Origin of the sequence: Paenibacillus sp. DRB1-1, from assembly GCF_052119485.1 — a bacterium.
Taxonomy (GTDB): Bacteria; Bacillota; Bacilli; order Paenibacillales; family Paenibacillaceae; genus Paenibacillus; species Paenibacillus polymyxa_B.
Genome location: NZ_JBODQH010000001.1, coordinates 4,261,212 through 4,274,989, shown reverse-complemented (window position 1 = coordinate 4,274,989; position 13,778 = coordinate 4,261,212). Strand labels below are relative to the sequence as shown.

Here is a 13,778-nt window from a genome sequence, read left to right as displayed (position 1 = left end):
TGTAGTCACAAGTGATTATATTCACAAAAAAATCAAGTGCTTTTTGTATGAAATTGGTTTGACAATGTGTAAAAATTGTGACATATTATTTTTCGGAAACGTTTCCTAATTCATTCACTTTCATAGAGGCAATGATCATATATTCGTCAAGGAGATGACAGACATGCAAGCATTGAGATGGCATGGAGTAAAAGACTTAAGATTGGAAAATATTGAGCAGCCCGCTGCTCTGGCAGGAAAAGTAAAAATCAAAGTAGAATGGTGTGGCATTTGCGGAAGTGATCTTCACGAATATGTAGCTGGACCGATCTTCATTCCCCAAGATGCTCAGCATCCATTGACTGGCGAAAAAGCGCCGATCGTAATGGGACATGAATTCTCTGGACAAGTCGTCGAAATCGGTGAAGGTGTAACCAAGATTCAGGTTGGCGACCGTGTCGTTGTAGAACCGGTTTTTGCATGTGGAAAATGTGATGCATGTAAACAAGGCAAATATAATCTTTGCGATAAAATGGGCTTCCTCGGTCTCGCAGGCGGTGGCGGTGGATTTTCTGAATATGTCGCAGCTGACGAGCACATGGTTCACAAAATTCCAGAAAGCGTATCTTTCGAGCAAGGCGCATTGGTAGAGCCTTCGGCCGTTGCTTTGTATGCTGTTCGCCAAAGCCAACTGAAAGTCGGCGACAAAGCTGTAGTATTTGGCGCTGGTCCTATCGGCTTGCTAGTTATTGAAGCGTTGAAAGCTTCGGGTGCATCTGAGATTTATGCAGTAGAGCTTTCCGAGGAACGCAAAGCTAAAGCTGAAGAGCTGGGTGCTATTGTGCTTGATCCTAAGACTTATGATGTAGTGGAAGAACTGCACAAACGGACTAACGGCGGTGTAGATGTAGCCTATGAAGTCACTGGAGTACCTCCTGTACTGACTCAAGCTATTGAATCCACTAAAATTAGCGGACAAATCATGATCGTCAGCATTTTTGAAAAAGAAGCTCCGATCAAGCCTAACAATATCGTTATGAAGGAACGCAATCTTACTGGTATTATCGGCTACCGTGATGTATTCCCAGCTGTCATCAGCCTGATGGAAAAAGGTTATTTCCCTGCCGACAAGCTGGTTACCAAACGTATTAAGCTCGAAGAAGTGATTGAGCAAGGTTTTGAAGGTCTCCTGAAAGAGAAAAATCAGGTTAAAATCCTGGTATCTCCGCAAGCCTAATTTAGAAAATAAACCAGATGTCTGTTCTATGCAGACATCTTTTTATAAAAAAACGCTCTCCTTCCTGCGACATGCTGTCGTCAAGATGAGTAGCGTTTTTTGATTACCATTTGGATTACTTAGTTACATTTTTCAGAACATCGTCAATCATTTGACTGTTTGCAATTGTACCTGTATACAACCAGCTGGAATCCTTACCAAAATCGTATACGTGGCCTTCTTTAACGGCTGGAATTCCCGCCCATACAGGATCTTTTACAATATCTTCTTTACTTACGTTTTTGCTGTTCACGATAAAGATATAATCCGCATCCAGCTCGGCCAGCTTCTCCAGCGATAAATTACTCCAGTTCGCCTTAGCCGTTTTGGAAATCTCCTGTACGACTTGTGGAATCTTGAATCCCAAATCCTTATACAATACATCACCGCTGGATAGATTCTGGTTTACGACATACACGTTTTTATCCGTTACCCATAAAGCCGCCGCAGTTTTTTGTCCCACCGTCTGACTCAGCTTGGCTTTAGCCTCTGCTGCTTTTTTGTCGTAGTTGCTCAATGCCTGCTTCGCTTCATTGCTCTTATTCAGCACCTCACCCACGGTCAGCAGCTCTTCACGCCAATCATTGTTCATATTACTGCCTACCACGTAGGTTGGAGCAATTTTAGAGTATTGATTATATTTGTCGCCTTCCACCATGCTCGCACTGTCCATAATGATCAAATCAGGCTTGAAGTTCAGAACCGCCTCAAACGGAAGATCTGAAGCAATGGTAGGAACGTCCTTCAGTTCTTTTTGCAGGTAACCTTGAACTGAATTTTTACCTACCGACCATTGGGCTACAGGTTTGACCCCCAGCGCAACCAGATGATCCTCCAGATAAGAAGCGATCACACGCTGAGGCTGAGCCGGAATTTTCACCTCATGCCCAAGTGCATCCTTCAGCACCCTTTCCTGTGATGTTGGTTCCGCTGATGTATTATTGGTCCCTTGCGAAGCGCCATCGGTTGCCGTAGGACTGGATGTGCCTGAGCACGCGCTGAGCAGCAGGGTAAAACTAAGCAATAAAATAAATGCCATGGAATGCTTTGCGTTTCTATTCATTCGTAAAATCCCTTCATCATGATTTTGATAATGATTATTATCCTCAATAACAGTATGCAGGGCGCCACTTATCGAATCAATGGAACATTCGGACATGCTTAATGGATTATCCAGACTGGTATCTCTCACAAAAGCAGATGAATATAGGCTGTCCCGGTAATGAACCGGAGATACACCCGTATATTTTTTGAATGCCCGGCTAAAGAAATAGACATCCGGGTACCCCACACTGACAGCGATATCCTGTAAAGTCGCATCCGTCTTCCGCAAAAGCTCCTTCGCCTTGTCCATTCGCAGTTGAATCAAGTACATAATCGGGCTACAATCCGTTTGTTTTTTAAATAACCGAGTCAGATGTCTCGGACTGCATTCCAATAATACGGCCAAACGTTCCAGCGTTACGGACTCCGCGTAATGATCCTGCATAAATCGAATCGCCTGTGTCACGATATCCCGCGCAGAAGTTCGAGCCTTCGGTTCCTGCAATTGCCGCATACATTCATATGCAAAATCATAGAACCGAGCCTGAGCCTGAATCTTGGATAGCGCCTCATGATCCTGCCATGCGTACTCCAGTAGTTGCAGCTTTTGGTACAGTATAACCGGATAAGGCGGTACAAAACCATGAGCTATCGAAGGATGATTATACATCGTGTGTCCCGATAGAGAAGTCGCTTTATATAGTACAAGGATATATTCTATCCCGTATTGCGAGGGTTTCATATTCAGTTCAAAGCCTTTGCTGCCATGCAGTACGTACCCTGAATGTGGCGTATCCCTCCAATCACCATCCAAACGCACGCTACCCTGCAATACAAATACAAAAGCCTGCGCAGGAAGACGATACGGTTGAAGCAACTCTTCCGGCTCCAGTCGAATATGCCGGACATCCATGACACGGATCGACGAATGAAGCCATAGGGACAGCAGTTTGTTTAACTCATCAGCTTCATGTCCCTTGCTCATCCCGGTATGGGAACCTGCCTGCTTTTGTCGATCCTGCTTCACGTATCAAAGCCTCCGCTTCATAAATATCATACTTTTTTTCAAACCAACCTTATTATATATCATCTTTTACTGCGTCTACCATGAGACAAATATTCCTGCACGAAACAAGGTGAATATACCATTTCCATGGTACAATTTGTATAAATATAAGATTTAAAATACATAGGGGGTTTGACAGCATGAGCGGTCCCAACATTGCATTGAGTACAGGAGCTAATGCACCATTCGGTAAGGAAGATACGGTGCGGGTCACCATTACATGGAAGCATGCACCTGCCGAACTGGATGTTAGCTGTTTTATGGTAGGAGCAGACGGAAAGGTTTCCTCAGATGACTATTTCATTTTTTACAATCAACCCGCTGACCCGCACGGCCATGTACGGTTACAGCGTCCAAATGACAGAACCACTGAGTTTACTGTAGCGCTCCAGGAACTGGAACGAACCGGAGTGGAAAAATGTGTGTTTGCGGCCACACTGGACGGCCCGGGTACTTTTGCCGATGTGGTCGGCTGCTCACTTACTTCTCAAGGCAAGCAATCCCATATCACCTACAGCATCACCGAAGCTACCAAAGAAACGTCACTCGTATTCGCTGAAATATACCGCCATACGTCTGGCTTCAAGCTTCGCGCAGTTGGGCGTGGTTTCAATGGAGGACTAAAGCCGCTCGCCGAAGCTCATGGTGTCACCGTAGAGGAAACGGAATCGCCAGCAGCACCGTCAGCGGATAAAGCCGGCGTGAAGCAGCCTTCTCCTGTGAATGGAAGAATTAATCTGCTTAAACAGAAGGTACAAATTTCACTCCAAAAGAAGAAGATAGACCGGGAAAAAGCACGAGTAGCGGTTGTATTAGACGCTTCTGCTTCCATGGCGAAACTGTACTCTAAGGGAACCGTGCAAAAAGCCTTTGAACGTGTTCTGGCTGTATCGGCCTGCATGGATGATGACGGTGAAATGGATGTATGGCTTTTTGCGGACAAAGCCAAACGTGCTCCAAGCGTCACGGAACGAGATTACGAGAATTACGTAAAACGAAATTTCCCAGAAATCGGATACGGAAATATTGGATTTGGTAACAATGAGCCTGAAGTGATAGAGGATATTATTTTAAAATATACAAAAGAGGTACCCAATGAAACAATCCCGACCTACATTATCTTTTTCAGTGACGGTGGCGTATATGAAACGAAAAAAATATCAAAGTTGCTGATCAAGTGCTCGAAAACTCCTATTTTCTGGCAATTTATCGGTCTTGGTAATGCTGATTTTGGAGTCCTTCAAAAGTTGGATAATCTGCGCGGTCGCGTAGTGGATAATGCAGATTTCTTTGCCTTGGATGACATTGAGTCCGTGACAGACGCAGAATTGTACGACCGTCTGCTGAATGAGTTTCCTGGTTGGCTCAAGCAAGTGCGGGCTAAAGGAATATTGCGGAGCTAATTCTTCACCGCAATGCGATACTCCTACATGATCACTTAAATATCCGCCGAGCAGAACAATAAAGGCAGAATGACCGCAGATAGAGCAATCATCAGCGCCAGCATTTTGCCTCTGTTTTCCTCGGTTTTCTTCAGTTTATCCTCTAGCGTTTTCAATCTCCCTACCAGATCCTATTTATTTCATTTCCTAATTGGATATTTTCATGTAGTATAAGTCTAATTGAAGTAACCCTGTTGGGCCATGCTGAAGCTATACACTATATGAAGGAGGATTTCATTTTGAAATCAAATGAAGCAAATTTGCACAAAAAGCTGCTCCCACGGCACATTACCTTTATGGCTATGGGTGGAGTTATCGGAACGGGAATTTTTAAAGGAAGTACCGAAACGATTAGCTTGGCGGGACCTGGAGTTATTTTATCCTATGTCTTCGCAGGACTCTTGCTCTTAGTCGTTATGGGCGCAATTGCCGAGATGGCTACCGTCTACCCCAACATGAATATGAAGGATTTTATTCGCAAAGCTTTTGGAGAACGATTGTCCTTTATTATCGGCTGGTTGTATTGCTTCATGTGGCTGGCTGTCTGTATCATTGAGGTCATTGCTGCGGGGAGCTTCCTGCAATATTGGTTGCCAGATGTGCCTCTATGGGTACTCAGTTTAGTGAGTGCGGCTTTCATTATTGTCGTCAACATGCTGAGTGTCGGCGGTTTTGGGGAGCTGGAATTTTGGCTTGCGGGTATTAAGATTGCCATGATTATTATCTTCATCGCCTTGGGTGGCTGTATACTGTTCGGGATTATTCCCACTGAAACTCCACCTTATCTAAGCAACTACGTGCAGCACGGCGGATTTCTACCCAATGGCTGGTTGGCTATCTTTTCAGCGCTGCTGGTCGTTACCTTTTCATACGGAGGGTCCGAGCTGATTGGACTGACGTTGACGGAGACAGAAAATCCGGAAAAGGTACTGCCTAGAGTGGTTAAAAGCTTTATTCTTCGCGTTGTTTTGTTCTATACGTTGCCCATTCTCATCATTTGTGGCTTGATTCCTTGGAACCAACTGGATGCGAATACCAGCCCGTTTGTACAGGTATTGTCTTCTGTAGGGCTTCAAGGCTCGGCTCATGTTATGAACTTTATTCTGATCACTGCCGTACTGTCTGCCGCCAATTCGGGGATTTACGGAGCTACACGTATGCTGCATTCGCTGGCTATCAATGGAGAAGGTCCCAAATCACTCGCTCGCTTATCTTCAAACGGGGTTCCGGTAAATAGTCTCAAATTGTGTGCTGTAGTCCTGATTGTCGGTTCCATGGTTGCTTATGTCGCTCAGGACGGGCTGTTCCGTATTTTGATGGCTGTGCCTGGCTTCGTTGTGCTGCTCGTCTGGAGCTGCATTTGTCTGTCCCAATTGAAATTGCGCAAATCTTATCCAGTGGAGCCTACTTTCAAGATATGGGGATTCCCTTATGTAACGGCGGTTACAGTGGGATGTCTATGGGTAATTGCGTTCCTATTCTTGCTTGACCCGCAAAATCGCATTAGCATTAGCGTGTGCGTGGCTTTCATGGCATTTCTGGTCATCTGGTCTTTGGTGAAGTTCCGGAGAAAGCAGGCGTAAGCAGCACATGATTCAATCTTACCTGTTTCCTGTTTCGTATGCCTTTCTTGCGTTTCCTTTTGCTGCGTTATTGTTCACACTGCCTTTCCTAATCGTGCAATATCGAAGGCATGGCTATATTCACAAGGCTAGAGCATGGCTGCTTTACTTGATGCTTTTATACTTAATGAACGCCTTCTTTCTGGTCATACTACCGCTTCCGTCATCGCGTCATAATGCTGCATTAGCCGGGGGAGCGTTGCAGTTGATGCCCTTGCAGTTCGTTCATGACATTATAAGAGAAACATCCGTCTCACCCGCCCATCCCTCCAGCTATGTTCATTTGCTGAAGGAGCGCGCTTTTCTGCAAGTCGTTTTTAACGTTGTGATGACCGTGCCTTTCGGTATGTTCTTACGTTATTATTTCCGTGCACGATGGGGATGGTGTCTGATTCTGTCCTTTATCCTCTCCCTCTTCTTCGAGGTGACGCAGCTGACAGGACTGTATGGATTTTTTGACCATGCCTATCGCGTGTTCGATGTAGACGATCTAATGGCTAATACATTAGGCGGTATGCTAGGCTTTCTATTGGGCGAATGGTTTTCACGCTTCCTGCCCCGCTTGGAACATCTGGACAAGCATGTGGACATGGCAACGAAGCGAGTGTCCTATACCCGACGGGGCGTAGCCTTTTTCGTGGATTCTATCATATGGATCGGGCTACTCGGCATCATGGAGTCTCTGCATGTGTCTGCTGCTTTCTGGTTTTCCAGTGGGGTCTACTTTATGGTAGTCCCTTACCTGACGAATGGACGAACGCCAGGGAAATGGCTGGTGCGTATTCATCTTACAGGGACAGGACAACGGATTTCCCTATGGGAGCTCATAAAGCGTTACAGTCTCTTGTACTGGGTGTATTTTGGACTTAATTACGTACTGGGTGGACCCGTGCTGTGGTCTCAAGTCTCTCCATGGGTAAGTGTTCTGATCAGCCTTTTGTTGTTGGTGATCAACGGATGGTTCTTTTTCCATCTGGTCATACGCCTATTCAAGAAAGCCCCGTTATTTTATGAAGAGCTTAGCCATACTTCACATCAAATTATATGGCCCAAGCACTATCATCATCCTCAAAATGACACCGCTGACCCGGCAGAAACATCGGGAGCGAATACCTTGAAATGATAACTGAAAGACTGAGAACGTGATAAGCACCCGTGATCTACGTTGCATCTAAGCAAATAAAAAAACAGGCGAAGCAAAGGGATTTCCTTTGTCCGCCTGTTTTTTATGTTGCGTAAAGATGTTAGTTCGTTTCCCTTATTTCCACTGTGCGATTTGATCAATAGGCAAACGTGTGGATGGATGACCATCGTTGATTCCTTTACCCATGGAAATGAGCATAACAGGGACATAACGGTCTTTTTCCAGTCCAAAGGCTTCAGCAATTTGATCCTTTTCAAAACCGCCAATAGCGTTAGTATCATAACCATGAGCGCGCGCTACCAGCATAAGCTGCATGGATACCAAACCACCGTCAATCAGGACCGTTTCTTTGTTCACAACTGGATCAAGCGCTGCAAAATGAGCTGCCACTTTTTCCTGTTGCATTTCTTTAATGTCTTTTGGCATATAGCCCAGTTCTACAGCTTCTCCGAAAATTTGTTCAAAATTATCAAAGTTGTTCAAATCTCCAAACACAGCGATCACTGCTGAAGATGTTTCTACTTGACGTTGGTTGAAACGTGCCAATGGTGCCAGTGTAGCTTTACCTTCAGGGCTGTCAATGACGAGGAAACGCCAAGGTTGCAGGTTAATGGAAGATGGTGCGCGTGTAGCTTCTGTCAAAATCTCAGTCATTTCCTCACGGCTGATCTTCACGGACGGATCGTATACTTTTACAGAACGGCGTCCCAGGGCGATTTCTTTAAAATCATTCGTTTTTACAGTACTGGATGTGTTCGTATTATTCATTCCAATCTCTCCTTGTCCCTCTGTGGGTATAATATTGTTAAAAAAATGTTGTCAGTCCATATCGGATATATGACTATTCATCACTTGCAGCATATCAGCTAGCTGGTGCCGCTGGGTTTCGTCGAAGCTCTGTAGCAGCTGAGCTACAAACTGTGAGCGCTCCTGCTTAAAGATGACAATGCGTGCACGCCCATAATCGGTCAGGCTTACCAAGGTAACCCTGTTGTCCTCTGGCTTCGTGCGTCGTGTGACCATTGCTGTCGCTTCCAGTTGTTTCAAATGGCGCGTTACGGCTGCAGCGTCAATGCCAACCTCTTTTTGCAGCAGAGTTTGACTAATCTCCTCCACTTGATACAACTTGCACAATAGCTGCAATCTGGATGCGCTGACTCCTGCGCAACGCTCAAACTTAGAGCTAATCTGCTTGTTCAGCAACAACAGCATGTCAAAAATATACTCAGGCTCGGATGGTGTCTGGGTGATATCAATCTCTCCTCCCTTAAGCATATCGCTGGGCTTCGTGATACAACCTTTGATCCATCAATTATTGATCTATCAAGTAATATACATCCTCTTTAAAAATAAATCAAGTCCCTGAGAAAAATAAAGTGCTCTTTGCAAATAAAAGCTGAGCGACTCGCACAAGAGCCGCTCAGCTTCAATTTAACTTTATTCTGTTCCGTTGTGCTAAATAATCCCGTGGGACAGCATTGCGTCGGCCACACGCACAAATCCTGCGATATTGGCTCCGACAACCAGATTGCCCGGCACACCGTATTCCTCAGCCGCCTTCACGCTGTTAGCATAGATATTTTTCATAATATCATGCAGCTTGGCATCCACTTCCTCAAAGGTCCATGACAGACGCATGCTGTTCTGCGACATTTCAAGCGCCGAGACCGCTACTCCGCCTGCATTGGCTGCCTTAGCTGGTCCAAACAGAACTCCATTGCCCAAAAACACTTCAATGGCCTGTAGCGAGGATGGCATATTGGCACCTTCGCCTATAGCTTTTACGCCATTACTTACCAGCAGCTGGGCTGCTTGCTCGTCAATTTCATTCTGTGTGGCGCATGGCAGTGCGATGTCGCATGGGATCGACCAGATCCCTGAACAGCCTTCTGTATAGATTGCGCCTGGACGCTCTTGAGTATACTCACTAATCCGCAGACGATTCACTTCTTTCAGCTGCTTCACCAGCTTCAGATCGATACCGTCTGGATCATAGATGTAGCCATTCGAGTCACTACATGCCACGACGGTAGCGCCAAGCTGCTGTGCTTTTTCAATCGCATAAATGGATACGTTCCCCGTGCCCGACACGACGACGCGTTTTCCTTCAAAGGACGATCCCTGAGCCTGCAACATCTCGTTTACAAAATACACACAGCCATATCCAGTCGCTTCCGTACGTGTGAGACTGCCTCCGTAATGAATCCCTTTACCCGTCAGGACACCACCTTCATGTCCTCCGCGAATCCGCTTGTATTGTCCGAACATGTAACCGATCTCGCGGCCACCTACTCCAATATCCCCTGCCGGAACGTCGGCATCTGGACCAATATATTTGTACAACTCAGTCATGAAGCTTTGTGTAAAACGCATCACTTCGTTATCTGATTTCCCTTTGGGATCAAAATCCGAGCCGCCTTTACCACCACCGATGGGAAGACCCGTCAATGCATTTTTGAAAATCTGCTCAAAACCCAAAAACTTGACGATTCCCAGATATACAGACGGATGGAAGCGAAGTCCACCTTTATAAGGCCCTATCGCACTGTTAAACTGCACACGGAAGCCACGGTTGACCTGTACAACTCCCGCATCATCCACCCAAGGTACACGGAAGGTAATGACTCGCTCCGGCTCCACTAGCCGTTCCAGAAGCCCCTGCTGCATATACTTAGGGTGCTTAGCCAATACCGGAATTAGCGAATCCAATATTTCCTTGACGGCCTGATGGAATTCATTCTCATGAGGATTGCGCGCGATAACCTTCTCAAAAACGGACTGCACATATTCGGCTGCTGCTTGTTGACTCTGCTCTGGACGGATCATGGTCATTTTTTTAATACACCCCTTTTATAATTAGCCCCTCTGTTAAATGACGGAACGACGACTTTATTCTGCACCTTCGAGAGTGGAACTTTATGTATTCATAAAATTTAGTTAACTATACATGATTTTTTATAATAATACATCTAATTCGCCTATAAAAAATTTTTGTATCCTTCATTAAATAACTCTATGAACCTCTCATTGTCTGTTAGTTTCCTAAAGCTAAATCCCTTGATTCACGGGCTTTTTTCACGATTTCTAAGGCCCTAACACCTTACCCTACATGGCATTATAATGTGAACAAATTGAAACTAAAACATACATTATGTCTGGAATATGGAAATAAGGAAAAGAGGCTGCGCGCAGGGCGTAGCCTCTTTTCCCATCTTATAAAGGTGCAATAACTCACCATGCAGAAATGATCTTTTACACATAAAAGGCTTCAAGCTGACGCACAATTTCTGCCTCGTCATGCTCTACCACCTGCTGATGCTGCGATTTGGAGAACAATTGCTCAATTTGCGCCGGGAACTCCTGCTTGATGTCCACCAGACGGATGGCTTCATCAAATTTGGCCGGATGTGCTGTCGCAAAGGTCACACATACTTCGTCCCCACCATTATACGCCTCATACGCGGCAATACCGCATGCCGTATGGGGGTCCAGCAAATAATCGTATTCGGCCTTATATTTCTTGATTAGCTCCAGACACTGCTCATTCGAAGCACCGAGCGCTTCAAAATCCTGCTGTACCCGTTTCAAATCCTCTGCACTGATCACAATCCGTCCCTCGGTTTTGAGGTTATTCATGTATTCAGATACCTTGGCTGCATCTTCTCCGAGGAAGTAATACAGGTATCTTTCGAAATTGCTCGCCACCTGAATGTCCATCGAAGGACTGTATGTGCTTTTGAAGTCGCCTGGCTTGTATTCGCCTGTCTTCACGAAGCGCTCCAAAATATTATTTTCATTGGTTGCAATGATCAGCTTATGGATCGGCAGGCCCATTTTCTTCGCAAGAAAGCCGGAAAAAATATTGCCGAAGTTGCCAGATGGCACACTGATATTGATTTTTTTCGTACCCGCAGACTCCTGCGCCCGGAAATAAGCATAAAAGTAATATACGGTTTGCGCCAAAATACGCACAAAGTTAATCGAGTTAATCGCCCGCAAATGATGTTTAGCTTTGAAATCCAGATCGGCAAACAGGTCCTTAATGACCTTCTGACAATCGTCAAAGTTCCCTTTTACGGACAGATTCAATACATTTTGATCGTCAACCGTCGTCATTTGCAGCTCTTGTACCTTGCTCACCTTTTGGTGTGGATGCAAAATACAGATTTTAATGCCTTCCTTGCCACGCACGCCCTGAATCGCTGCCGCCCCAGTATCGCCCGAGGTTGCACCCAAAATGTGGATAATCTCATTCTGCTTTTTGGACACATAGGAATAAAACTCACCCATAAATTGCAGCGCCACATCCTTGAACGCGAACGTAGGCCCGTGGAACAGCTCCAAAATAGACAGGGAATCATTGATCTTCTTCACTGGCGTAACTTCCGGGTGACGAAAGCTCGCGTAACTGCGCTCCACCAGCTGCTCCAAATCTTCACGAGGAATCTCATCATTGATATACAGTGCAAAAACTTCCAGCAGCAGCTCTCTGTAGCTCAATGTAGCCCATTGCTCCAGCGTAGCTGCCGACACGGTCGGAATCTGCTCAGGTACCATCAGACCTCCATCGTCAGCTAATCCCATGAGCACGGTATCAATAAATCCCTTGGCTTCTACTCGACCTCTAGTGCTTATATATCTCATATACATCCCCCAATAAAAATTCAATTCGAACCTTTTTTCGAATATATTATTGTCTATAATACCCTGTCGCGGTGCTGTAACCAAGCCTTTTTTTCATATTTCAAAGACTTTCTCCTACTTTACCATACCCTGATGCATCAGGCATCTGTAATCGCTGGGCAATCGGAACGTCAGAAACAGGCCGTGAGTCTGAAAAAAGAAGGCTACTTCAGTCATTAGGAACCTGAAATCGAGAGTGCAGCCAGCCTGAGCGAAGGCGATGTGCAGCTTCCCGTAAAACGCAAATCGTTGCCAACTTCCTCTACCTGCTGCAACACATCAAAGAAGTTGCCCGATACGGTGATCTGATTGACTGCTCTGACCACTTGCCCCTGCTCAATCCAGTATCCCAGACAAGCCAGCGAAAAATTACCGGACGCCGTATTCGTACCCGCATGCAGCCCTTGCAGCTCTACGATCATCAGCCCGCGATCCGTCTCGCGAATCATGTCCTCCAACGTAGACGTGCCTGGTTCCACATACAGATTATGATACGACACACCGATTTTACCGTTATAGCTTCCCTTGGAAGCATTAGAGGTACTTTCCACCCCAGCCTTACGGGCCGTCTTGCGGTTATGGAAATACGTCCGTAGTTCTCCGTCCTTGATGATCTCATTACGATGCGTTGCGCTGCCTTCGGCATCAAACGTACTGCCTGCGGGAACGTTCTCCATCAGCGGATCATCAATCAGCGTAATGCGCTCGCTTGCCACCTTTTGCCCCAGTTTCCCAGCTAATCGCGAAAAGCCTTTATCCACCGACTCCGCTGAAAATACCGACGTATACGCAGCCAGCAATTGCGCTGCTGCATCATGACGGAAAATGACCGGATAGTTATCCGATTGGATCGTGTGCGCACCCAGCTTGGAAACAGCCTCTTGTACGGCTTTACGCGCCACATCCGCAATATCGATTTCCTCCACACTTCGCAGCGAATAATCATGCCAACCCCCGGTAACGGTCTCGTCATGATCTGCTGCAATCACATACACATAAGCGCTCGCCAGACTTTTGCGACGATGGCAGTGCAGTCCTTTGGTATTCACAATCAGGACCTCATTTTCACGAATGCTGACCGAGCAATGCCGAGCCATCACAATCCGTGGATCTGCGGCAAGCGCTGTACGTTCCATTTCTAGCGCCGCCTCGATCAGAATCTCAGGAGCCGTGTCAGCCAACGCTGCGGCATAGGCAGGCTGCTCAGGGTAACTCTCAGAGCCTGCGAACAGCTCATCCTGTTCCTCGCTCTCCAATATGTCCGCATTGCTGCGTGCTTCATCCAATAAAAAGTCGATCACGTCGGGTTCCAGTTTCTCCGTAGAGGCATAACCCATTTTCCCGTTAATGACGCCCCGGAAGGAAAGTCCACCGTTCTCCACGATGGTATATTGATCAATTTCTCCCTTTAGCACCTTCACTGAGGTAGAACGTCCATTTACATAGTAGATTTCCATATCCGCGTAGCCGATTTCCCGACCTTTTGTGAACAACGCTTCCTGAAATTGCTGAATATTCATCG

Annotated in this window: 10 protein-coding genes; 4 read left to right on the top strand and 6 right to left on the bottom strand. The window is 46.0% G+C overall.

The window, feature by feature from the left end; genetic code table 11:
• Positions 1 to 163 precede the first annotated feature (163 nt).
• Positions 164 to 1,216 carry a 2,3-butanediol dehydrogenase gene (locus tag ACQW03_RS19210; RefSeq protein ID WP_220029999.1) on the top strand — a complete coding sequence of 351 codons (1,053 nt, stop codon included), beginning with the start codon at positions 164 to 166 and terminating at the stop codon, positions 1,214 to 1,216.
• Between the two features lie 115 nt (positions 1,217 to 1,331).
• Here the strand turns inward: ACQW03_RS19210 and ACQW03_RS19205 are convergent, their stop codons facing one another.
• On the bottom strand, positions 1,332 to 3,326 hold the full coding sequence (locus tag ACQW03_RS19205; protein WP_441951221.1) for an ABC transporter substrate-binding protein: 1,995 nt from the start codon (positions 3,324 to 3,326) through the stop codon (positions 1,332 to 1,334).
• 179 nt (positions 3,327 to 3,505) lie between these two features.
• On the opposite strand from ACQW03_RS19205, the gene ACQW03_RS19200 reads away from it, so the two are divergent.
• The 3 genes from ACQW03_RS19200 (at position 3,506) to ACQW03_RS19190 (ending at position 7,552) form a co-directional block, all read left to right on the top strand.
• Positions 3,506 to 4,768: a VWA domain-containing protein gene (locus tag ACQW03_RS19200; RefSeq protein ID WP_441951219.1), complete on the top strand. Its 1,263-nt coding sequence runs from the start codon at positions 3,506 to 3,508 to the stop codon at positions 4,766 to 4,768.
• Positions 4,769 to 5,046: 278 nt separating this feature from the next.
• On the top strand, positions 5,047 to 6,390 hold the full coding sequence (locus tag ACQW03_RS19195; protein ID WP_441951217.1) for an amino acid permease: 1,344 nt from the start codon (positions 5,047 to 5,049) through the stop codon (positions 6,388 to 6,390).
• A 7-nt stretch (positions 6,391 to 6,397) separates the two neighbouring features.
• Positions 6,398 to 7,552 carry a VanZ family protein gene (locus ACQW03_RS19190; protein WP_441951215.1) on the top strand — a complete coding sequence of 385 codons (1,155 nt, stop codon included), beginning with the start codon at positions 6,398 to 6,400 and terminating at the stop codon, positions 7,550 to 7,552.
• Between the two features lie 135 nt (positions 7,553 to 7,687).
• On the opposite strand, the gene ACQW03_RS19185 is transcribed toward ACQW03_RS19190, so the two are convergent.
• The 5 genes from ACQW03_RS19185 to ACQW03_RS19165 all read right to left on the bottom strand — a co-directional run bounded on the left by ACQW03_RS19185 (position 7,688) and on the right by ACQW03_RS19165 (position 13,776).
• Positions 7,688 to 8,341 (bottom strand): nitroreductase family protein, encoded by a 654-nt coding sequence (locus ACQW03_RS19185; protein WP_023989745.1) that lies wholly within the window; start codon positions 8,339 to 8,341, stop codon positions 7,688 to 7,690.
• A 51-nt stretch (positions 8,342 to 8,392) separates the two neighbouring features.
• Complete coding sequence (locus tag ACQW03_RS19180) at positions 8,393 to 8,785, bottom strand: MarR family winged helix-turn-helix transcriptional regulator (protein ID WP_025718154.1); 393 nt, start codon at positions 8,783 to 8,785, stop codon at positions 8,393 to 8,395.
• Positions 8,786 to 9,028: 243 nt separating this feature from the next.
• Positions 9,029 to 10,405, bottom strand: a complete 1,377-nt coding sequence (gdhA, locus tag ACQW03_RS19175; RefSeq protein WP_441951212.1) for an NADP-specific glutamate dehydrogenase — start codon at positions 10,403 to 10,405, stop codon at positions 9,029 to 9,031.
• Between the two features lie 420 nt (positions 10,406 to 10,825).
• Positions 10,826 to 12,217: a threonine synthase gene (gene thrC, locus ACQW03_RS19170; protein ID WP_441951210.1), complete on the bottom strand. Its 1,392-nt coding sequence runs from the start codon at positions 12,215 to 12,217 to the stop codon at positions 10,826 to 10,828.
• Positions 12,218 to 12,432: 215 nt separating this feature from the next.
• Positions 12,433 to 13,776, bottom strand: coding sequence for a TldD/PmbA family protein (locus tag ACQW03_RS19165; protein ID WP_441951208.1), 1,344 nt, complete (start codon positions 13,774 to 13,776; stop codon positions 12,433 to 12,435).
• Between the last annotated feature and the right edge of the window lie 2 nt (positions 13,777 to 13,778).

Coding starts and splice junctions, on each gene's coding strand:
- ACQW03_RS19210 (WP_220029999.1), top strand. CDS start 164: ATGCAAGCATTGAGATGGCATGGAGTAAAAGACTTAAGATTGGAAAAT.
- ACQW03_RS19200 (WP_441951219.1), top strand. CDS start 3,506: ATGAGCGGTCCCAACATTGCATTGAGTACAGGAGCTAATGCACCATTC.
- ACQW03_RS19190 (WP_441951215.1), top strand. CDS start 6,398: ATGATTCAATCTTACCTGTTTCCTGTTTCGTATGCCTTTCTTGCGTTT.
- ACQW03_RS19185 (WP_023989745.1), bottom strand. CDS start 8,341: ATGAATAATACGAACACATCCAGTACTGTAAAAACGAATGATTTTAAA.
- ACQW03_RS19180 (WP_025718154.1), bottom strand. CDS start 8,785: ATGCTGTTGTTGCTGAACAAGCAGATTAGCTCTAAGTTTGAGCGTTGC.
- gdhA (WP_441951212.1), bottom strand. CDS start 10,405: ATGACCATGATCCGTCCAGAGCAGAGTCAACAAGCAGCAGCCGAATAT.
- thrC (WP_441951210.1), bottom strand. CDS start 12,217: ATGAGATATATAAGCACTAGAGGTCGAGTAGAAGCCAAGGGATTTATT.
- ACQW03_RS19165 (WP_441951208.1), bottom strand. CDS start 13,776: ATGAATATTCAGCAATTTCAGGAAGCGTTGTTCACAAAAGGTCGGGAA.